The 20,786-nt window shown below is 74.5% G+C and carries 14 protein-coding genes; 3 read left to right on the forward strand and 11 right to left on the reverse strand.

Translation table 11 applies throughout. From position 1 onward, the window contains the following. Position 1 precedes the first annotated feature (1 nt). The 3 genes from CHR28_RS04665 to CHR28_RS04675 form a co-directional block, all read right to left on the reverse strand. A complete protein-coding gene (locus CHR28_RS04665) occupies positions 2 to 2,197 on the reverse strand; it encodes a CDP-glycerol glycerophosphotransferase family protein (RefSeq protein ID WP_094052174.1) in 2,196 nt (731 codons plus the stop codon). 193 nt (positions 2,198 to 2,390) lie between these two features. Further along, positions 2,391 to 3,209, reverse strand: a complete 819-nt coding sequence (locus CHR28_RS04670) for an ABC transporter ATP-binding protein (RefSeq protein ID WP_094052175.1) — start codon at positions 3,207 to 3,209, stop codon at positions 2,391 to 2,393. After that, positions 3,202 to 4,116, reverse strand: coding sequence for an ABC transporter permease (locus tag CHR28_RS04675; protein ID WP_094052176.1), 915 nt, complete (start codon positions 4,114 to 4,116; stop codon positions 3,202 to 3,204). The genes CHR28_RS04670 and CHR28_RS04675 overlap by 8 nt, the downstream gene beginning before the upstream one ends. Positions 4,117 to 4,317: 201 nt before the next feature. On the opposite strand from CHR28_RS04675, the gene CHR28_RS04680 reads away from it, so the two are divergent. Then, positions 4,318 to 4,944 carry a TetR/AcrR family transcriptional regulator gene (locus tag CHR28_RS04680; RefSeq protein WP_094052427.1) on the forward strand — a complete coding sequence of 209 codons (627 nt, stop codon included), beginning with the start codon at positions 4,318 to 4,320 and terminating at the stop codon, positions 4,942 to 4,944. Between the two features lie 40 nt (positions 4,945 to 4,984). On the opposite strand, the gene galE is transcribed toward CHR28_RS04680, so the two are convergent. Beyond that, positions 4,985 to 5,965: a UDP-glucose 4-epimerase GalE gene (gene galE, locus CHR28_RS04685; protein ID WP_094052177.1), complete on the reverse strand. Its 981-nt coding sequence runs from the start codon at positions 5,963 to 5,965 to the stop codon at positions 4,985 to 4,987. 97 nt (positions 5,966 to 6,062) lie between these two features. Further along, the gene (locus CHR28_RS04690) at positions 6,063 to 7,697 is read right to left on the reverse strand and encodes a glycosyltransferase family 2 protein (RefSeq protein WP_094052178.1); all 1,635 of its coding nucleotides are present in this window, start codon (positions 7,695 to 7,697) and stop codon (positions 6,063 to 6,065) included. A gap of 157 nt (positions 7,698 to 7,854) precedes the next feature. On the opposite strand from CHR28_RS04690, the gene CHR28_RS04695 reads away from it, so the two are divergent. Continuing rightward, the gene (locus tag CHR28_RS04695; RefSeq protein WP_179272321.1) at positions 7,855 to 9,393 is read left to right on the forward strand and encodes a glycosyltransferase family 39 protein; all 1,539 of its coding nucleotides are present in this window, start codon (positions 7,855 to 7,857) and stop codon (positions 9,391 to 9,393) included. On the opposite strand, the gene CHR28_RS04700 is transcribed toward CHR28_RS04695, so the two are convergent. Further along, positions 9,323 to 9,838, reverse strand: coding sequence for a MarR family winged helix-turn-helix transcriptional regulator (locus CHR28_RS04700; protein ID WP_179272306.1), 516 nt, complete (start codon positions 9,836 to 9,838; stop codon positions 9,323 to 9,325). The genes CHR28_RS04695 and CHR28_RS04700 overlap by 71 nt on opposite strands. Positions 9,839 to 9,929: 91 nt before the next feature. Here CHR28_RS04700 and CHR28_RS04705 point away from each other — a divergent pair, with 91 nt between their 5' ends. After that, positions 9,930 to 10,343 (forward strand): organic hydroperoxide resistance protein, encoded by a 414-nt coding sequence (locus tag CHR28_RS04705; RefSeq protein ID WP_094052181.1) that lies wholly within the window; start codon positions 9,930 to 9,932, stop codon positions 10,341 to 10,343. On the opposite strand, the gene CHR28_RS04710 is transcribed toward CHR28_RS04705, so the two are convergent. The 5 genes from CHR28_RS04710 to CHR28_RS04730 form a co-directional block, all read right to left on the reverse strand. Then, on the reverse strand, positions 10,333 to 11,913 hold the full coding sequence (locus CHR28_RS04710) for a hypothetical protein (protein WP_094052182.1): 1,581 nt from the start codon (positions 11,911 to 11,913) through the stop codon (positions 10,333 to 10,335). The two genes, CHR28_RS04705 and CHR28_RS04710, sit on opposite strands and share 11 nt — an antisense overlap. A gap of 109 nt (positions 11,914 to 12,022) precedes the next feature. Beyond that, entirely contained in the window at positions 12,023 to 13,831 is a 1,809-nt protein-coding gene (locus CHR28_RS04715; RefSeq protein WP_094052183.1) for a hypothetical protein, read from the reverse strand. Continuing rightward, complete coding sequence (locus CHR28_RS04720; RefSeq protein ID WP_094052184.1) at positions 13,828 to 16,068, reverse strand: bifunctional glycosyltransferase/CDP-glycerol:glycerophosphate glycerophosphotransferase; 2,241 nt, start codon at positions 16,066 to 16,068, stop codon at positions 13,828 to 13,830. Before CHR28_RS04720 ends, CHR28_RS04715 begins: the two co-directional genes overlap by 4 nt. An 8-nt stretch (positions 16,069 to 16,076) precedes the next feature. After that, positions 16,077 to 18,275, reverse strand: coding sequence for a bifunctional glycosyltransferase/CDP-glycerol:glycerophosphate glycerophosphotransferase (locus CHR28_RS04725; protein WP_094052185.1), 2,199 nt, complete (start codon positions 18,273 to 18,275; stop codon positions 16,077 to 16,079). A 208-nt stretch (positions 18,276 to 18,483) separates the two neighbouring features. Continuing rightward, positions 18,484 to 20,748, reverse strand: a complete 2,265-nt coding sequence (locus tag CHR28_RS04730) for a bifunctional glycosyltransferase/CDP-glycerol:glycerophosphate glycerophosphotransferase (protein WP_094052186.1) — start codon at positions 20,746 to 20,748, stop codon at positions 18,484 to 18,486. Between the last annotated feature and the right edge of the window lie 38 nt (positions 20,749 to 20,786).

A 20,786-nucleotide genomic window follows, 5' to 3' on the forward strand; every position in this document is an offset into this window, starting at 1 on the left:
CTCATGCGGTCGCCTCCTGCGGGGTGGGGGCCGGCGTGCGCTCCTCGAGCGGCAGCACGGGCGGCAGGTCCTGCTCGTCCTGGCCGAGGAAGACCCGGCGCACGACGCGTTCGGCGGCGCGTCCGTCGTCGTACTCGCAGAACCGGCGGCGGAAGGAGGCCCGCATCTTGGCCGCGCCCTCGTCGCGCCAGGCTTCGGTGGTGAGGATCTCCGTCAGTTCCTGCTGGGTGCGCGCCACCGGGCCCGGGGCCTCCGCCATCAGGTCGAAGTAGACGCCCCTGGTCGTGCGGTAGGTCTCCCAGTCGTCGGCGTAGACCACGATCGGCCGGTCGAGGTTGGCGTAGTCGAACATGATCGAGGAGTAGTCCGTGACCAGGGCGTCCGCCGCCAGGCACAGCTCCTCGACCGGGTCGTAGGAGGAGACGTCGATGATCCGGCCCGTGCGGCGCAGGTTGGTCAGGGGGGAGGCGGCGCCGCCGTAGAAGTAGTGGCCGCGCACCAGCAGGACCGTTTCCTCGCCCAAGCGGTCGGCGAGGGCGGCGAGATCCAGGCGGGGCGTCCAGCCGGCCTCGTAGTCGCGGTGGGTGGGCGCGTAGAGGACGGCCCGCCGGCCGGGGGCGATGCCGAGGCGGTCGCGGATCGCGCGGATCTCGGCGGCGCCGGCGCTGTAGTAGACGTCGTTGCGCGGATAGCCGTGGTCCAGGGAGATGTAGCGCGAGGGGTAGGCGCGCTCCCACATGCGGGTGGTGTGGCTGTTGGCGGAGACGCTGAAGTCCCATTTGTCGATGCGCTCCAGCAGCGCCTGGAAGTCCAGGCCCTGTGCGGCGGCCGGGTACGCCATCTGGTCGAGGCCCATGCGCTTCAGGGGCGTGCCGTGGTGGGTCTGGACGTGGATCGCGTCGGGGCGTTTGACCACCGCGTTCGGGAAGTTGACGTTGTTGACCAGGTACCGGGCGGTGGCCAGCACCTCCCAGTAGCGGCGGGTGCCGGGCAGGACGTGGTCGGTGCCGGGCGGCAGCAGGGCTGCGTTCTCGGCGGTCACCACCCACACCGGGTGGATCTGCGGGGCGAGTTCGGCGAGCTTGGCAGCGATCGCGGCCGGGTTGCAGGCGACCCCGCGGTTCCAGTACGCCGAGAACACCGCCAGGTGCGGGTTGACCGGCCGGCCGAGCGCCCTGCGGTACTGGTGGTCGCGGAGCCTGGCCCCCACCTGGCGCTTGCGGGCGCGGACGGCCGATCTGGCGGTGCGCCGGGTGCGGTTGACGGCCTGGAACGCCCGGTACTTGCCGTACGCGCCCTCCAGCAGCAGCGAGCGGCGGACGCCTTCGAGGCCGGCCGGGGGACGGTAGCCCTCGGGGCGGCGGCGCACGGCGGCCAGGGACGCCCGGCGGAAGAACTCCCGCGCGACCTCCTCCGGCATGCCGCCGCGGGCGAAGGTGCGCAGGCAGTCGCGGACCATGACGTCGTAGAGCACGGTGTGGGCGGCCCGGCGCCCGCGCGTGAGGTCGAGGAGGGCCTCGTAGCGCGCGACGAGGCCGTAGCGCTGCTCCGGCGTGACCGGCGGGAGGCTCGCGGGGCGCAGCCGGCGGTCCTCGTAGGCGGCGTGCGGCAGGCACGCGACGCGGTCGGCGAGCAGCAGGGCGGCCAGGGCGGCGTACGGCTCGTCGTCGGTGGCGAGGCGCTGCTCGTGCGCCTTCCAGAAGTCCGCGCGCAGGACCCGGGTGCCCAGCAGCGGGGTCAGCCGCAGCAGCGGCGAGCAGTCGTCGAGGGCGACGTCGGCACGGCCCGCGCGGGCGAGCAGGGAGCCGTCGGGGGAGGGCATGCCGGTGCTGCGCCAGGTGCTGCGGACGTGGTCCAGCAGGAGCACGTCCACCTCGGGCGGCAGCTCGGCCACCCGCTCGGCGACCAGGCGCGGGGCGCCGGCGGGCAGGCCGTCCTTGGCGTGGACGAAGTGCAGCCAGCGTCCGCAGGCCCGGGCCGCGCCCGCCGCCCGGGCCGCCGCGTCGCCCGTGCCGTCCGGCAGCGGCAGCACCTGGACGTCCGGGGCATGCCGCTCGGCCGTCTCCCGGGCCCAGTCGCCGACCGCGGCCACGATCACCTCGGCGTCCGGGAGCGGATGGGCGGCGAGGGAGTCCAGGAGTTCCGTCAGATGGCCCTGCACGTTCGGCCCGTGGACGACGACGCTGAGCTCGGCCATCACGGGACCCCTTCTCACGGCTGCACCTACGCGGTCATGCTGCCATCAATGAGACAAAAGGGCTGATCGAGAGCGCCTCCCGGGGGAACCTGCCAAGCGACCGGCCGCGCCCCGCGATGCAACCGGCCACCGCTCGCGAAGCAACCGGCCGCGCCCCGCGAACCTCCCGAGGCCACCGGCCACCGGCCGCGCCTCACGCGGAGGTCTTCGCCTTGGGCTTCGGCGTCTTCTCCCCGGTGAACGCCTCGTACTCCTTGAGGACGTCCTCCGTCGGCCCGTCCATGCGCAGCTCCCCGCGCTCCAGCCACAGCACGCGCTCGCAGGTGTCGCGGATGGACTTGTTGTTGTGGCTGACCAGGAACACCGTGCCCGCGTGTCGGCGCAGCTCGCGGATGCGGGCCTCCGAGCGCTTCTGGAAGGAGCGGTCGCCGGTGGCCAGGGCCTCGTCGATGAGCAGCACGTCGTGGTCCTTGGCGGCGGCGATGGAGAACCGCAGCCGCGCGGCCATGCCGGAGGAGTACGTGCGCATCGGCAGCGTGATGAAGTCGCCCTTCTCGTTGATGCCCGAGAAGTCGACGATCTCCTGGTAGCGCTCCCGGATCTGCTCGCGGGACATGCCCATGGCCAGGCCGCCGAGGTGCACGTTGCGCTCGCCGGTCAGGTCGTTCATCAGGGCCGCGTTGACGCCGAGCAGGGAGGGCTGGCCGTCGGTGTAGATGTGCCCGTTCTCCACGGGGAGGAGCCCGGCGACGGCCTTGAGCAGGGTGGACTTGCCGGAGCCGTTGGTGCCGATCAGGCCGATCGCCTCGCCCCGGTACGCCACGAAGGACACGTTCTTCACGGCGTGCACCCGGCGCACCCCGGCCGCCTTCTCGGTCTGCTTGCGGCGCACGATGCGGTTGAGGGCGGCGGTCGCGGAGCCGCGCCCGGCGCCGGTGCCGTTGACGCGGTAGACGATGTCGACGCCGTCGGCGACGACGGTGGGGATCTTCTCGCTCGGGTGCTCAGCCACGGCCGTACGTCTCCTCAGCCTTCCAGAAGTAGATGAACCCGCCGACCCCGGCGAGCAGCGCCCAGCCGGTGGCGATCGCCCATACGTGGGCGGGAAGCCGGCCCGCGTGGAAGCTGTCGATCAGGGCGAAGCGCATCAGGTCGATGTAGATCGCGGCCGGGTTGGTCTCCAGCAGGACCGTCACCACCCGCGGCAGGCTGTCCTTGTCCGCCAGCTGGTCGATGCTCCACATGACACCCGAGACGTACATCCACGTGCGCAGCACGAACGGCATCAGCTGGGCGATGTCGGGGGTCTTGGCGCCCATGCGGGCCATGACCATGGAGACGCCCGCGTTGAACGTGAACTGCAGGACCAGCGCCGGCACCGCCAGCAGCCAGGACACTCCGACCGGCACGCCGAAGCAGAGCAGGATGACCACCAGCGCGGCCATCGAGAACAGCAGCTGCTGCAGCTGCTGGAGGCAGAACGACAGGGGCAGCGCGGCGCGCGGGAAGTGCAGGGCCCGGACCAGGCCGAGGTTGCCGGAGATGGCGCGGGTGCCCGCCATGATCGAGCTCTGCGTGAACGTCCAGACGAACACGCCCGTGACCAGGAACGGGACGTAGTCCGGCACGCCGTGCTTGGTGCCGAGCAGGACGCCGAAGATGAAGTAGTAGACCGCCGCGTTCAGCAGCGGGGTCATCACCTGCCAGAGCTGGCCGAGCTTCGCCTGGCTGTACTGGGCGGTGAGCTTGGCGGTGGCGAACGCGGTGATGAAGTGGCGGCGGGCCCACAGCTGCCGGACGTAGGCGGGCAGGGACGGGCGGGCGCCGCTGACCGACAGGCCGTGGCGGGCGGCGAGGGCCGCGAGGTCGACGTCGGCGGGGACCGGAGCCTGGGGCGGTGCGTGGAGGACCTGACTCACATCCGTTGCTTTCGCTCGGGGGGAGGGGGGTGGGGACCCGAGGTGGCGCAGGGCCGGAGGGGTGGGTTCGTCCGGACCTGTCTTTACCTGGACCTGGGCGACTCTTTACGTCGGGACGGGACCGTATCGTCGCAACGTGAGCGTAAGCCGTCCGGGCGTCGGAACGCAACCGTTTCGTCGTCGCGGCCTATGCTGTCCGGCATGACGACGAAGCCCGACGAGCCCCAGCCGTCCCCGCGCCGCCGGGCCCCCGCGGGCGCGGCCGTACTGCGGGAGGACGTGACGGAAGCCATCCGGGCGGCCGTGTTCGAGGAGCTCGCCGCCGTCGGCTACGCGCGGATGTCCATCGAGGGGATCGCGCGCCGGGCCGGGGTCGGGAAGACGGCGGTCTACCGCCGCTGGCGCTCCAAGCTGCACCTGGTCCTGGACATCGTCTCGGCCCTCGCCGTGCAGGGCCTGCCCGCACCGGACACCGGCTCCCTGGAGGGCGACCTGCGGCTGCTGTACGAGGTCACGTCCCGCGCCCTGCGCCACCCCGTCGCCTCGCAGATCATCCCCGACCTCCAGGCCGAGGCGGCCCGCAACGCCGAGATCGCGGAGGCCCTGCAGAAGGCGCTGCGGGAGGGGCAGGACGGGGTCGCCACCGGCATCGTCACGGCGGCGCAGCGGCGTGGGGAACTGCGCGAGGGCCTCGACCACGACCTGGCGCTCGACCTGATCTCGGGCCCGCTGTACTGGCGCTCGGTGGTGATCCGCAACCCCAGGCTGCCCAAGGGCTACCTGGGGTCGCTGGCGACGGCGACGGCGGGGGCGCTTCGGGCACTGTGACGGCCCGTCCCCGCCGGGGGTCGATACCGGCGGAAGCGGGTCAGCGCCCGGCCGCCTCCGGGTGCAGCCGCACCCAGCCCTGCCACGCCGAGGCGATCATGTCCTGGACGTCGTGCCGGGCCTTCCAGCCCAGCTCGGTGGCGGCGCGGTCGGCGGAGGCGACGACCCGGGGCGGGTCGCCCGGGCGGCGGGGCGTGACCTCGGGCGGCAGGTCGTAGCCGGTCACCGCGCCGATGCGGTCGATCATCTCGCGCACGGAGACGCCCTCGCCCCGGCCGATGTTGACCGTGAGGTCCCGGCCGGGGGAGGAGCGCAGCACCCGGGCCGCGGCGACATGGGCCTCGGCGAGGTCGACGACGTGGATGTAGTCCCGTACGCAGGTGCCGTCCGGGGTCGGGTAGTCGTCGCCGAAGACCCGCGGCGGCGCGTGCTGCGTAAGCCTCTCGAAGACCATCGGCACGAGGTTGAAGACCCCCGTGTCCGCCAGCTCCGGGCTCGCCGCGCCGGCCACGTTGAAGTAGCGCAGGCAGGCCGTCGCCAGCCCGGTCGCCCGGCCCGTCGCGCGCACCAGCCACTCGCCGGCCAGCTTGGTCTCGCCGTACGGCGACATCGGCACGCACGGCGTCTCCTCGGTCACCAGGTCCACGTCCGGCATGCCGTAGACCGCCGCCGAGGAGGAGAAGACGAACGACGGCACCCCGGCCGCCGTCACCGCGTCCAGCAGGATCCGCAGGCCCTCGACGTTCTCCCGGTAGTAGCGCAGCGGCTGCTCGACCGACTCGCCCACCTGCTTCTTCGCCGCGAGGTGGACGACACCGGTGACCTCGTGGTCCGCGAGGGCGCGCGCGACCCGCTCGGCGTCCAGGGTGGAGCCCACGACCAGCGGCACCCCGTCGGGCACGCGCTCGGCGATACCGGTGGACAGGTCGTCGTACACCACCGCCTGTTCCCCCGCCGCGGCCAGCGCCCGTACGACGTGCGCGCCGATGTAGCCGGCGCCGCCGGTGATCAACCAGGTCATGTGCGGCCGTCCCCTCGTCAGTTGGCCCGTGGTGGTGTGCGTGGCGCTGATCCGCCGTGGTCGTGGTCGTGGTGCGTCGTGGTGCGTCGTCGTGCTCTCAGTGAAGCAGGCGGCGCAGCCTCCGGCGTACGACGGACAGCACACCGCGTACGCCCGGTGCCACCCGCAGCGCCAGCGCGCCGGAGTGGGTGGGGTACGGCTGTACGAGTACCACGCCGCGCCGGGCGCTCGGGACGGCGCGGCGGCGCAGCAGACCGGCGCCCGTGAGGGCGTGCGCCGTGACCTCGCGGCTCGCGCCGTCGCGGAAGCGGACCCGCAGGCGCAGATCCCAGGTGCCCGCGCCGAACGCGACCAGGGCGGACAGATCGACGCCGGTCTCGGCCGACCAGACGGCGGAGGTGCCGGCCGGGTGGGCCTCGCCACCCGGCACGAGCGGCACGGTCCCGGCCCGGACCACCACATCCCCGTCGTCGCGGTGGCACCACTCCACCTCCACCGCCTCCGGTCCCGCCTGCGCCACCCGCCCGTACAGCTCGTGCAGCCGCAGCCGCAGCCGGGTGTCCCGGGCGCGGGGCCGCAGCGCGGCGTCGACCGCGAGCGGGAGCGCCCGCACCGGAGCGCTCAGCAGGGGTTCGAGGGAGACCTGGGGCAGGTCGCCGGACCAGACGGGCGTGCCGTCGGACGCCCGGGCGTACGGCGGGTACAGCCGGGCCGGGCGGGCCGCCAGCTCCCGCAGCCGGGGCAGGTCGCGCGGCTCAGGGGCGGCCAGGACCACCCGCCCGGCCAGCCGGCCGGGAGCACCCGGGTTGCGCGCCCAGTCGTCGGCGTCGTACTCCGCGAGGTGCTCGCGTGTGAGCTCCCACCACGCCCGCCGGTAGGCGGCGTCCCGCAACCCCAGTTCGCGCAGGTACATCCGCAGGTCGTGGTCGAGGAACTTGGCGCGCGCGGCCCGCGCGAGTTCCTTCTGCCCGGCGCCCAGCAGAATCTCGTACGCCTGCCGGCACGCCTGGGTGCGGGCCCGCCAGTTGTCGACGCCGGCCCGGTCCAGCGAGATCGACAGCCGCTCGGCGGACCGCCGCACGTGCCACACGTACACCCGGTCCGGCACCAGGGCGATGCGCGGGGCGGCGGCCAGCACGCGGGCCGTGAAGACGACGTCCTCGTAGGGGAAGCGGCCCTCGGGGAAGCGGATGCGGTGCTCGCGCAGGAAACCGGTCCGGTAGAGCTTGCTGACGCAGAGCGTGTCGTGGACCAGGCGGGGCCGCCGCGCGGGCCGCGGCACCACCGCGTGGTGGGCGTAGAGGCCGGCCTGCCAGGGGACCTCGCGGCCGGAGGGCAGTTCCCTGCGCACGCACAGGCCGCCCACCACCTCGGCGCGGGCCCCCGTCGCCGCCCCGAGCAGCGCGTCGACCGCGCCGGGCGGCAGGACGTCGTCGCTGTCCAGGAACATCACATAGGGCGAGGTCACCGCGTCGAGCCCGGTGTTGCGCGGGGTGCCGCAGCCGCCGCTGTTGGCCCGCCGGCGGATCACCCGCAGCCGGGGCTCCGCCGCGGCCAGCCGGTCGAGCAGCTCCGCGCTGCCGTCCGTCGAGCAGTCGTCGACGGCGACGACCTCCCGCACGGCCGGTCCCTGGCCGAGCGCCGAGCGCACGGCGTCCGTCACATGGGCGGCGTCGTCGTAGCCGATGACCACGACGGCGACACCCTTCCCGTCATTCCTCAGGGCATCCATCACCGCGGATCGTAAGCCGGGCGAATGACATGAAAGTGATAACACACCATCAAACGCCCTCAATGCGCCGCTTAGATCACAGAATCGGGCCGTGACGAACGGACAGGCGAGGGGGAGCGGCCGGTTCGCCGCGCGCGTGCCGCCCGTGGCCGTCCCCATGGCGGTGATGCTCACGATCGGGCTGTGGGGCCTGGACCGCGGCGGCATGTGGGGCGACGAGAGCGTCACCTTCCAGGTCGCGCAGCGCACGCCCGGGCAGATCTGGCGGCTGCTGCACGACGTGGACGCGGTGCACGGCCTGTACTACCTGGTCATGCACGCCGTCCTCGCCGTCGGTGCGGACGAGGTCGTGCTGCGCCTGCCGTCCGTGGCCGCGGCGACGGCGACCGCCGGCCTGGTCGCGGCCCTGGGCGTCCGGCTGGCCGGGCCGCGGGTCGGCCTGTGGGCCGGCCTCCTGTACGCGATCACGCCGATGGCCGGCCACTACGCCCAGGAGGGGCGCTCGTACGCGCTCGTCGCGGCGGGCGTGACGGCCGCGACCCTGCTGCTGGTGCGGGCCGTGGACGAAGGGAGCGCCCGGGCCTGGTGGCCGTACGGGGCGGTCCTCGCCGTCAGCTGCCTGCTGCACGAGTTCGCCGTGCTGGTGCTCTGCGCGCACGCCCTGACCCTGGCCCTGTGGCGGGTCCCCCGCGCGGTGTGGTCGGGCTGGGGCCGCGCGGCGGGCGCCGCCGTGGCGCTCCTGCTGCCGCTGGTGTGGGTCTCGCACGGGCAGGCCGGACAGGTGGCGTGGCTGGTGACGCCCGGCTGGGACCGGGTCGAGAGGCTGGCCCGGAACTTCGCGCCCGGCCCGGAGGGAGCCGCCCTCTGGGGGGCGCTGCTGCTGATGGCCGTGGGGCTGCGGGCGCGGCGGACGGCGGCGGTCGCGCTGCCGCTGCTGCTGGTGCCGCCGGCCATCCTGCTGACCGCCTCCCAGGTCCGGCCGCTCTACCACGACCGGTACGTGCTCTACGCGCTGGCGGGCGCGTCCCTGCTGGTCGCGGCCGGGGCCGGGCGGCTGGCGGCGGCGCTCGGACGCGTGCGGTTCGACGGGCGGCGGCTGCGGATCCGCGGCCGGCACGTGCACGTCCTGGCGGGATGCGCCGGCGCCCTCGCGCTGACCGCCACCTTCGTGCAGCAGTTGCCGGTGCACCGCCAGGACCGCTCGGCGGCGCACCGCCCGGACAACCTCGCCGTGGTCTCCGCGCTCGCCGTCCGCCAGATGCGGCCCGGCGACCCGGTGCTGTTCGTGCCGTCGGTCGGCAGGCTCGCCGCGCTGGCCTATCCGAAGGGGTTCGCGCGGGTGCGGGACATCGCGCTGAGCGAGTCGGCGCCCCGGTCCGGGACGCTGTGGGGGCGCGAGGCGACGCCCCGCCAGCTGCGGCAGCGCCTCGCCTCGGTGGACCGCGTCTGGCTGGTCGCCGAGCGGTACGCGCTGGAGCCGGGCTGGTCGCCGGCCGACCCCGTGGAGCGCACCAAGCTGGCCGTGCTGGCGCGGGAGTTCACCGTCCGCGAGGAGCACGTCCGGGACGACGTGGTCCTGCGCCTGCACGTGCGGCGGCGGTCCGCCGAGGTGCCGCCCGGCGCCGCTACGACGGCCCGGCTGCCGGCGAGCCGCCCGGCGACTGCGCCAGCGCGGCCGCGTCCAGTGCCGTGGTGAGCTCGTCGAGACGGTCGCGCAGGGCGCGGATCTCGGCGGCCTGGAAACCCGTCGAGGCGGCGATCCGGCGCGGCACCTCCAGGGCCCGCCGCCGCAGCGCGGTGCCCTCCTCGGTGAGCCGCACCTGAACCGACCGCTCGTCGCGCGCGCTGCGCTCCCGGCGCACCAGACCGGCCGCCTCCAGTCGCTTGAGCAGCGGCGACAGCGTGCCGGAGTCCAGCCGCAGGTGCTCCCCGAGCTTCTTCACGGGCAGCTCGCCGTGCTCCCACAGCACCAGCATCACCAGGTACTGCGGGTAGGTGATGCCCAGGTCCCCGAGGATCCCGCGGTAGACGCCGTTGAAGGCGCGGGAGGCCGCGTGCAGGGAGAAACAGATCTGCTGGTCCAGGCGGAGCCAGTCGTCGTCCTGCGTGTTCATGCCTCCAGGGTAGCTCGCGCCCACCATTCAATTGCGCACAACTTAATTGTGTGCTCTAATTCTGGATGTCAGGCGGCCCGGAAGCGGGCCGTCGAACGACCGAGAGGGAAGGTTTTCCATGGACGCGCTCTACACCGCTGTCGCCACCGCCACCCACGGCCGCGACGGCCGGGCCGTCAGCTCCGACGGCGTGCTGGACCTCGCCCTGGGCGTGCCCCAGGCGATGGGCGGCAACGGCCAGGGCACCAACCCCGAGCAGCTCTTCGCCGCCGGCTACGCGGCCTGCTTCGGCAGCGCCCTCGGCCTCGTCGGCCGCCAGGCCAAGGTCGACGTCAGCGACGCCGCCGTGACCGCCGAGGTCTCGATAGGCAAGCAGGGCGAGGGCTTCGGCCTCGCCGTCACCCTCCGGGTGGAGCTCCCCGACAGCGTGGACGAGGCGACCGGCCGCAAGCTGGTCGAGCAGGCCCACCAGGTCTGCCCCTACTCCAACGCCACCCGCGGCAACATCGACGTCGACCTCGTCATCGAGTAGGCACCGCGGCGCGTCGCTCCCCGACCCGCGCCAGGACCTCCCCCGTCCGTCCGCTCCACGCCACCACCACGGCCTCCTCGGGCACCGGGTGCCAGCGCGTCAGCAGCAGCCAGCGCACGTGGTAGCGGCGGACGACGGCGGCCCGCTCGGCGCGGGTCGAGTCCGGGGCGAGGTAGGCGCGCACATCGGCCGCCCGGCGCTTGCGCGCCGCCTCGTCCAGGGCCGGGTCGGGCCAGATCGGCGCGGCGAGGTTCGGCCCGTACCCGGCGAGGGAGTGGCTCGCGAAGTACCCGTCGGTGAGCACCACCTCGCCCCGGCCGATGTGCCGCGCCGCCCAGTCGTACGACGGCCAGCGCGTCGGCTGCGCGAACCCCACCGGGTCGACCGAGCGCGGTACGACCGCCCCGGCGTGCACGGTGACGAAGGCGGCGCACACCCCGGCCGCCGCCGCCCCGCACAGCACCCTGCGGGCCGTGCGCCAGGGCCGCGGCGCGGCCAGCTCCACCGCCAGCGCGAACTGCAGCGACACCAGCGCGGCCCACAGCGCCCGGGCGTAGGTGTAATGGCCGCTCACCCAGCCGTACGCCACCAGCAGGCACTCCAGCGCGAACATCCACACCAGCGGATCACGCCCCGGGCGGCGGGCCCGCAGCCACAGCGCGGGCAGGCCCAGCAGAGCCAGCCAGGAGTTGGCGAGCATCCGCTCGTACAACTGCCGGTGCATCGCGTCCATCCCGGTGTCGCCCACCAGCTCCAGCACGTCGTAGTAGGGCCACGCCAGGGCGACGGTGGCGCAGGCCGCGGCGGTCAGCGCCCAGCGCGCCGCGACCGGCCGGCGCCAGCCGCGCTGCCGGGACGCCACGATCGCCACCGCCCCGGTGAGCGCCGAGGCGGCCGTGACGGGATGCGTGAGCAGGATCAGCCCGTACAGGGCGCCGACCCCCGCGTACCCCCACCAGCCGCCGAGCCCGCTCGGGCCGACGAACCGCACGGCGGCGTCCTCCCGGGCGCGGGTGCCCGTCCAGGCCCACGCCCAGAACGTCAGGCCGATGGCCAGCGCGGACGGATAGCCCAGGTTCGTCGTCATCGACATCAGCCCGAGGTAGCCGCTCCACAGGATCCGCGTGGTGCCCCACAGCAGCGTCATGAACAGCAGGGCCAGCACCGGCGCCCAGGGCCGGGCGGTCAGGCTCCGCACGAACCGGCCGAGCCCCGCCAGCAGCACCAGCAGATGGACCGGCCCGGCGAGCTTCACCACCGCCCAGCCGGACAGGCCCGTCAGCCGCGCCAGCACGCCCTGCGCGACGGCGTACGGGCCGTAGTAGGGACTGCCCTCGCCCGGCAGGTCCGCCATGGTGTGGGCCGGGTGCAGCAGGTCGTCCCTGAGGCGCTCGATCACCGCCGCGTGCTGCCCGGCGTCGCAGCACAGCGGCACGCGCCAGTACGCCAGCGTCATCACCAGCCAGAACAGGGCGCCGTAGAACTGGTACGGGGTGGGCCGTGCCGGCCGGCCGCCGCGCAGCGCCGTCGCGCCGCGCACCGCCCGCCGGACGAGGACCGGGGCGCTCACAGGAGAGAGGGAAGGGTCTGGGGCATGCGCCGAATGTTCCCGGCCCTACGCACGCCCTGACCCCGGATCACTTCATCGGGTGAGACGGCTACGCCCACCTGCCGTCAGCTCACTCGCACAGCGCCTGCCGCGCCGCGGCCGGCCAGCGCGCGAACCGGAACTGCGTCCGCTCGAACGCCCCGGTGAGGTTGTCCCAGAACCGCTCGGCGGTGAGCGGCGCGCGCACCGACTCCCGCAGCTCGGCGAGCCGCCCGCAGCCCAGCGCGGCCCGGGCCGCCTCGACCGCCTCCCGCGTGGCACCGGCCCGCAGCAGGTCGCGGTGCGGCGGATTCCGTACCGCCCACTCGGCGAAGACCCAGTGGTTGCGCAGGAACTTCTCGTGCCCGGGCCAGCTCCACCGCTCCAGCGCGAGGTGCGCGCCGATGGGGCTGGCCAGCCCCCAGGCGTCGTTGACGTAGGCGTCCAGCGGTGCCGCCGCCCCCGTGACACCGAGATGCCGCCCCACGATCACCACGTGGTACGGGGCGTCCGCGCGCATCGGCGTGGCGTGCAGCCGCCGCCCGGCGTCGAAGTACAGCAGTGTCGGCCGGGGCGAACGGGCGGCCTCCGCCAGCATCCGCCGCCCCTCCGGCAGGGCGGGCCAGTTGCGCACCCAGGTGCCCGTGCGCACCGGGTTGTGGTCGCCGAGGCCCTCCACGTCGGAGCTGCGCACATTGAACGAGCCAGGCGTGCTGCGCACGTCGAACGGGGCCCGCAGCGGACTGACCGCCGCGCACAGCCACACCACCAGCAGGGCGCTCGCCGCCCCCGTGACCCGGTTCGCGGGCACCACCAGGACCGGCAGGAGCAGCAGCAGGAGCGCGGGCAGGATCATGCGGGCGTGCATGTAGTCGCCGCCCACGCGGACGACGTACCCGGCCAGCAGCAGACCGGCCGCGAACGGCGCCAGCAGCACCGCGAGCGGGACGCGGCCCGGTGCCCGGTCCCGCCGCTGCCGCCGGGCGCGGCGCACCAGCAGCACGGCCAGCGCGCCCAGCACCGGGACGACCGGCCACAGCCAGTACGGCCCGAGCGTCTCCTGCACGTACCCGGCACCCCGGCTCCAGTCGCTGGCGCTCGCCTCCTTGGCGATGGCGGGCAGCGGCACCAGGATCCCGTAGTACCCCGCCCGGAACACCTCGTACGCCAGCGGCACCGCACCCGCGGCGGCCGGCAGCGCCGCGAGGCTTCGCCGGGACGGCCGCAGCACCCACCACTGCGCCCCCAGGAAGCACGCCGTCACCACCGCCAGATCGGGCCGGACCAGCGGCCCCAGCCCGAACACGAACGCGGCGAGGTACGTCTCCCGGGCCTCCTGGCCCCGCCGGACCCGCGTGAGCAGCCACCACGACAGGCCGGTCCAGCACGCGCCGAGCCCGCTCTCCAGACCCGAGGTCATGTACGACCAGAACGGCGGCACGGCCAGCAGCACGAACACCCCGGCCGGGACCAGCGCTCCGGCGCCCCGGTGCAGCCGGCAGGTCGCGTACAGGGCCAGCGCGAACCCGGCCGTGCTCAGCAGCAGACCGAGGCCCACCGCGAGGAACGCCGGGTCCTCGCCGCTGACCCAGGAGGCCAGCGCGAGCAGCCACTGCCACAGGGTGCCGGTCGAACTCTCCGCCCGCTCCCCGACGTTGAACACCGGCCCGTTGCCCGCCAGGATCTGCCGGACCGGGCGCAGGTAGATCAGCCCGTCGTCGCAGATCCAGCGGCGCCGGTAGCCCAGCACGAACAGGGCCGCGGTGGGCACGGCGACCAGGACGGCGTGCCACCAGTGCACCAGCGGCCCCAGCCGCTCGGCGGTGGCCGGCGGCCGGGGGGAGGCGGCCCGCTGGCCGGGCAGGGAGGGGACGGCCTCGGGGGTCGTGGGTGTCGTCATCTGTCGATCAGCGCCTCGGCACGGGCGGCAACGCCCTCGGTCCGGCGGGCCGCGGGCAGCAGCGCGCCGCCCCGCTCGCCCAGCATCAGCAGACGCACCACCCGCTCGGCGGCCCGCCCGTCCTCGAACTCGCAGTACCGCTCCCGGAAACCGGAGCGCAGCCGCGCCGCCTCCTCGTCCTGCCAGGTGCCGGACGCGAACAGCCAGGCCAGCTCGCGGTACGAGCGCGACACATGGCCGGGCGCGTCGGCGGTGATGTCGAAGTACGCCCCCCGGCTGGCCGCGAACGCGCCCCAGTCGTCGGCGTGCACCACGACCGGCCGGTCCAGCAGCACGTAGTCGAACATCAGGGCGGAGTAGTCGGTGACCAGGACGTCCGAGGCCAGCAGCACCTCCTCGACGTGCGGCTCGTCCGTCGCGTCCACCAGCACGCCCCGCCGGTGCAGGTCGGACAGGCCGAGTCCGCGCGCCACACCCGTGGCCAGCGACGGGTGCAGCCGCACCACCAGGGTGTGCCCGGGCCCCAGGTCCGCCGCGAACCGCGCCGGGTCGAACCGGTCGACATGGCCGCCCTTGCGGTAGTCGCGCCGGGTCGGCGCGTACAGCACGACCGTGTGGTCCGCGGGGATGCCGAGCCGCTCGCGCACCGCCCGGCCCCGCTCCGGATCCGCCCCGACCAGCACGTCGTTGCGCGGGCTGCCGGTGCGCAGCGAGGTGAAGTGGCACGGGTACGCCCGCTCCCAGGCCCGCTCCGCGTGCCGCCCGGCGACCAGGCTGTAGTCCCAGCGGTCGGCCCGGCGCAGCATCTGCGGCACGTCGAAGCCGTGCCGGGCGCCCGGCTTGGTCAGCAGGTCGGCGCCCATGTACTTCAGCGGGGTGCCCTGGTGGGTCTGGATGTGGACGCTGCCGGGCCGCTTGGCGAGGGTGCCGGGCCAGTTGACGTTGTTCACCCAGTACGTGGCCCGCGCCATGATCTCGTGGTAGCGGCGCGAGCCCAGCGTCACGTGGTCGACGCCGGGCGGCAGCGTGTCCACCGCGTCCTCCCGCACCACCCAGACGCCCCGGATGTGCGGGGCGATCTCGCGCGCCTTCTCGTAGATCGCGGCCGGGTCGCCGGACACTCCGCGGTGGTGCGAGGCCGCGTAGACGGCGAGGTGCGGGTCGAGCGGGCGCTTCGACTGCACCCCGTACCAGCCGCGCAGGGCGGTCTCCGAGGCCTTCCGGGCCACCCGGCGCCGCCCGCCCAGGGCGGCCGCGCGCAGGTCCCGCAGACCGCGCGCCGCCGCGTAGGCCGGGTACGGCGCCGAGGCCAGCAGCCGCATCTCCACCCCGCGCCAGCCCTCCGGCTCGGGGAAGCCGCCCTCCGGCAGGTGCCGGCGGTGGAAGGAGCGGATCTCGCGGTAGAAGTCGCCCCGGTCCGCGGGCCGCACCCGGTCCTCGCGGGCCAGCACGAACAGCATGTGGTCCAGGGCCCGCTCCAGCAGCAGCGGCCGCGCCCAGTCCAGGTCGGGCCGCTGCTCCAGGAACGCGAACAGGCCCTCGTACTGCGGGAAGATCTCGAAGTGCCGGCGGCCCGGCGTCTTGGTGATCGCGCCCTGGCGGCGCTGCCGGTACTCCACGCCGATGCGGTCCAGGCAGGCGACGCGCTCCGCCAGCACCATCGCCCGGTAGGTGACCGGCGCGTCCTCGTACAGGCCCGGCGCGAACTCCAGACCGTGCCCCTGGAGGAACGCGCGCCGGCAGGCCTTGTTCCAGGCCACCAGGAACAGGTTCAGGTACTGCGGGCTCTCCCGGACCGAGAAGGTGTCCAGGCCCGCCGCGGCCAGCAGGTCCGCCGCCTCGCTGCGCCCGCCCCGGCCCCACCAGTGGGTGCGCACGTGGTCGAAGACCAGCAGGTCGGGGTCCTCGGTCGCCTCCAGGCGCGCGGCGACGGCAGCCAGCAGCCCCGGCGTGTAGCGGTCGTCGCTGTCGAGGAACAGCACGTAGTCGCCGGCCGCCTCGGCGAGACCGGCGTTGCGGGCCCGGCCCAGACCGACGTTCTCGGCCAGGTGCAGCACCCGCACCCGGTCGTCGCGGGCGGCGTACTCGTCGAGGATCGCACCGCTGCCGTCCGGCGAGCGGTCGTCCACGGCGATCACCTCGAAGTCGCCGTGGGACTGGCCGAGCACCGAGTCGAGACACTCGCGCAGGAAGCCCTGCACGTTGTAGACGGGGACGATGATGCTGAAGCGGGGCACTTCTTCGGTCAGCTCCTTGTGAGGGTGGCGGCGGGGGCCGGGACGCGCTCGGCGAGCGGCAGCACGGGCGGGATCGACTCGGGCGGCTCGCCCAGCAGCACCCGGCGCACGACCCGCTCGGCGGCCCGGCCGTCGTCGAACTGGCAGAACCGCTCACGGAACGCGGCCCGCAGCGCCGTGGCCGTCGCGTCGGCCCAGCCGCCGTCGCGGAAGACGGCCGCCAGCTCCTCGGGGGTCCGGGCGACCCGGCCGGGCGGGGACTCCATCAGGTCGAAGTAGACGCCCCGGGTCTCCCGGTAGACGTCCCAGTCGTCGGCGTACACGACGATCGGCCGGTCCAGGTTGGCGTAGTCGAACATGATCGACGAGTAGTCGGTGATCAGCGCGTCGGCCGCCAGGCACACGTCCTCCGAGGAGCGGTGCCCGGTGACGTCGATGATCCGGCCGCCGCCCCGGGACGCGCCCCCGTCGTAGAAGTAGTGGGCGCGCAGCAGCACCACGTACTCGTCGCCGATCGCCTCGCAGAACTCCGCCAGGTCCAGGCCCGACGAGAAGCCGGTGGCGTAGTCGCGGTGGGTGGGGGCGTACAGCAGGGCCTTCTTGCCGTCCGGGACGCCCAGTTCCTTGCGGACGCGGGCGACGTCCTCACCGGAGGCCGTGCAGTAGACGTCGTTGCGCGGATAGCCGTACTCCAGCGTCTCGTGCGAGCCCGGGAAGGCGCTCTCCCACATCTCGGTGGAGTGGCGGTTGGAGGTGAGGTTGTAGTCCCAGCGGTCCACCCGGGCCAGCAGCCTGGCGAAGCTCCCGGTCGCCGCCGCCACCACCGGGTACGTCGACTGGTCGGCGCCCATCTTCTTCAGCGGCGTGCCGTGCTGCGTCTGCAGATGCACGCTGCCCGGCCGCTTGACCACCGCGTCCGCGAAGTTGGCGTTGTTGACCAGGTACTTCGCGCGGGCCAGCACGTCCCAGTACGCCCGGCTGCCGATCACCGCGTACTCCACGTCCGGCGGCATGCTCCCCACCGCGTCCGGCTCCACCAGGAACACGGCCCGCAGGTGCGGGGCCAGTTCGCGGGCCTTGGCGTGGATCGCGGCCGGGTTGCAGGCGTAGCCGCGGCCCCAGTACGCGCAGTAGACGACCAGGTTCGGGTCGAGAGGCAGGCGCCGCCGGGCCGCGTAGCGCAGGCGGGTGCGCAGCCCGCGCGGGCGGGGGAGCAGCGCCGCGGCCCCCACGGCCCTCCGGTTCGCGGCGCGCAGCACGCGGAACGCCGTGTACGAACCGGACGCCAGCAGCCGGTGCTGCACGCCGAGGCTGCCGCCGGGCGCCCGGTAACCGGCCGGGCGGTGCCGCCGGTAGAGGGCGCTCGCCCGCCGGAAGAAGGCACGCCGCCCGGCGGGCAGCCGCCGCGGGTGCGCGGCCGTCCTCAGCACGGCGGCGAACAGCTGCTCGAACAACGGCCCCAGCCGCTCCGCGGGCAGCCCCCGCTCCACCGCCTCGTTCAGCACCAGCTCGGTCTGGTCGAGCAGCTCGGTGTGGTGGGCGCCGGGCAGGTTCAGCCGGCTGCCCTGCCGCCGCACCAGGTGCCGGACGACGACCGTGCGCAGGGTCGCCACCCGCTCCGCGCGCAGGGCGGCAAGCCCGCCGAAGCCGATGTCGGTGAAGTGGTCACCGGGGAAGGCCAGGTCCCGCTCGGTGAGGAAGGCCCGGCGGTAGACCGCGCTCCACGCCGGGAGCGCCACACCCGTCAGCCGCGGGGCCTCGCCCGGGGAGAAGGCGCCCCTGGGCGTCCCGGCCAGCAGGGCGGCGGCCGGTTCGGCCGGCTCGCCCTCCCACCAGGGGGCGCGCTCGTGCCCGAAGTACAGCACGTCCACGTCGCCGGTCTCGCCCAGCCGGGCGTCCAGCGCCGCCAGTGCCCCCGGGACCAGGACGTCGTCGCCGTCGAGGAACAGCACATGGCCGCCGACCGCCGCCCGCAGCCCGGTGTTGCGCGCCCCGGCCAGACCGGCCGACGGCGGCGAGTGCACCGGCGTCACCCGGGAGTCCCGCTCGGCGTACCCGGCGACGACGTCCGCCGCCGGCGCGTCGGGTGCGTCGCACACCGGGATCAGCTCGAAGTCGCCGAACGACTGGGCGAGGATCGAGTCCAGCGCCAGGGACAGCCGGCCCGCGACGCCATGGGACGGGACGACGATGCTGAAGCGGGGCATTCTGCTCTTTCTGTCGAGACTGGTGCTGATCGGGCCTGCTGCTGGTTGGGACTGGTGCCGGTCGGGACTGCTGCCGGCCGGGACCGGCCGCCTCAGGTCGCGCGTGGGCGGCCCGGGCGGCCGGACGGGCGCCAGGAGGGCGGCCGGCTGGGCGTCGGCCGCGACGGGCTGGAGGGCATGGGACTTCTCCCCGGAGTGGGATCCGTGGTCAGAGGCGGTCGGTGAGGGCGGCCACGTGCGCGCCGGCCGGGTGCGGCACCGTGGCGAGCGGCTCACGCGTCAGCGCGGACGCCGCCGACGGCACCGGACGGCGCTCGCCCAGCGGCACCACCGGCGGCAGCTCCGTCTCCCCGAGGACGACCCGGCGCACCACCCGCTCGGCGGCCCGGCCGTCGTCGTGGGTGCAGAACCGCTCGCGGAACGCCGCGCGCAGCTGCGCCGACCGGGAGCCGCGCCAGTGGCCGGTGGCGAAGATGTCGATCAGCTCGTCCTCACCGCGCGCGATCGCCCCGGGCGGGAAGGCGCGCAGGTCGAAGTAGGTGCCGCGGGCCGCCTCGTACGCCTCCCAGTCGTCGGTGTGGATCACGATGGGCCGGTCCAGGTTGGCGTAGTCGAACATCAGTGGCGAGTAGTCGGTGACCAGGGCGTCGGAGGCCAGACAGAGCGACTGGACGTTCGGGTGGTCGCTGACGTCGACGACCCGGCCGCAGCTCGTGGTCAGCGGGGTGTCGTAGGCGTGGTGGCCGCGGGCCAGGACGACGAAGCGCGGGCCCAGGCGGCGCGCGATCCGCTGCAGGTCCAGGCTGCGGTACGGGGAGCGGCGGTAGTCGCGGTGGGCCGGCGCGTAGAGGATCGCCACCGTACCCTCCGGGATGCCGAGCGAGGCGCGCAGCCGGGTCACGTCCGCCGCGCCGGCGGTCAGGAACACGTCGTTGCGGGGGTGGCCGTACTCCAGCGTGGTGTAGCGGCCGGGGTGGACCCGCTCGTGGGTCAGGGTGGTGTGGCGGTTGGCGGACAGCACGTAGTCCCACCGGTCGACGTCCCGGAGCAGCCGGGCGAAGTCCCGGCCCCGGGCGGCCGCCGGGCGCTCCTGCAGGTCCAGGCCGATGTGGCCCAGCGGGGTGCCCTGCCCCGTCTGGACCAGGACCTGGCCCCGGCGCTTGGCGAGCCCGGGGTCGAAGCCGGTGTTGCTGACCAGGTACCGGGAGCGGGCGAGCGCCGTCCAGTAGGCGACCGAGCCGGGGACGAGGCGGCGCGGCCCCGGCGGGATCGTGTGGTGGTGCTCGGGGCGGGCGATCCACGCGGTGCGGATGTGCGGCGCGAGCTCGCGGAACGCCGTCTCCAGCGCGCCCGGGTCGCAGCCGTGGCCACGGCCGTCGTCGGCGGCGAAGGCGGCCGACTCGCGCAGGGGCAGACAGCGCTGCGCCCGGTAGTGGACCCGCAGGGCGGCCGTCCGCAGGCCCCGCAGCAGCCGGCCCGTCCGCCTGGAGAGGCGGCGGTGCAGGGCCGACGCCAGCTGCAGGGAGCGGTAGGTGCGGTGCAGGCCGAAGCGGATCAGGACGTGCTGCACCCGGGCGCGCAGCGGGACGGGGACGCCGGGGGTGCGGTAGCGGCGGTAGTGGGCGCGGGCCCGGCGCAGGAAGTCCGCCCGCGAGCCCTTCGGCAGCCGGTCCCGCCGGGAGTACACGATCGCCAGGTGGTGGACCATGCGCCGGAACAACACCGGCCGCCACTGGGCAAGTTCGGGGTGCTCCTCCAGGAAGGCGAACACCCGGTCGTACTGCTCGAAGACGTCGAAGTGCCGTTCGCTGGTGGTGCGCAGGATGCTGCCCAGGCGCCGCTGCCGGTAGTGCACGCAGACCCGGTCCAGGGTCGCGATGGACTCCGCGGTCATCAGCACCGGATACGTCCACGGCGTGTCCTCGTACAGGCCGGGCGGGAAGGCGAAGCCCTGCTTCTCGACGAACTCCCGCCGGTAGGCCTTGTTCCAGGCGACCATCAGCAGCCGCAGCAGGCCCGGCCGGTCCTCCAGCCGGAACGGGGCCGGGCCCTGCTCGGTCAGCTGCAGGGCCGCCTGGTTGCGGACCGCCTCGCCCGTCCAGTAGGTGCGCGCGTAGTCGAAGACCAGGACGTCCGGATCGCCCGTCTCCTTCAGCCGGTCCGCGACGGAGCGCAGCGCGTCGGGCGTGAGGGTGTCGTCGCTGTCGAGGAACAGCAGGTAGTCGCCGCTCGCGCGGGCCACGCCGGCGTTGCGCGCGCGGCCCAGGCCGACGTTCTCCGGCAGGTGGACGGGGAGCACGCGCGCGTCGCGGGCGGCGAACTCGTCGATGATCGCTCCGCACGCGTCCGGCGAGCAGTCGTCGACGACGATCAGTTCCAGATCGGGACAGGACTGGGAGAGCACCGATTCGAGGCACTCGTGCAGGTACGCCTGAACCTGGTACGCGGGGACAATGACACTGAACCTGGGCAAGAGGCCATCCATCGGTCGGCGCGGGCGTTCGGCCCGGG

The sequence above is a fragment of the Streptomyces sp. XY006 genome (genome assembly GCF_002237655.1).
Classification (GTDB): domain Bacteria; phylum Actinomycetota; class Actinomycetes; order Streptomycetales; family Streptomycetaceae; genus Streptomyces; species Streptomyces levis.

Coding starts and splice junctions, on each gene's coding strand:
- CHR28_RS04680 (WP_094052427.1), top strand. CDS start 4,318: ATGACGACGAAGCCCGACGAGCCCCAGCCGTCCCCGCGCCGCCGGGCC.
- CHR28_RS04690 (WP_094052178.1), bottom strand. CDS start 7,697: ATGGATGCCCTGAGGAATGACGGGAAGGGTGTCGCCGTCGTGGTCATC.
- CHR28_RS04715 (WP_094052183.1), bottom strand. CDS start 13,831: ATGACGACACCCACGACCCCCGAGGCCGTCCCCTCCCTGCCCGGCCAG.
- CHR28_RS04705 (WP_094052181.1), top strand. CDS start 9,930: ATGGACGCGCTCTACACCGCTGTCGCCACCGCCACCCACGGCCGCGAC.
- CHR28_RS04665 (WP_094052174.1), bottom strand. CDS start 2,197: ATGGCCGAGCTCAGCGTCGTCGTCCACGGGCCGAACGTGCAGGGCCAT.
- CHR28_RS04700 (WP_179272306.1), bottom strand. CDS start 9,838: ATGGTGGGCGCGAGCTACCCTGGAGGCATGAACACGCAGGACGACGAC.
- CHR28_RS04725 (WP_094052185.1), bottom strand. CDS start 18,275: ATGCCCCGCTTCAGCATCGTCGTCCCGTCCCATGGCGTCGCGGGCCGG.
- CHR28_RS04695 (WP_179272321.1), top strand. CDS start 7,855: ATGGCGGTGATGCTCACGATCGGGCTGTGGGGCCTGGACCGCGGCGGC.
- galE (WP_094052177.1), bottom strand. CDS start 5,965: ATGACCTGGTTGATCACCGGCGGCGCCGGCTACATCGGCGCGCACGTC.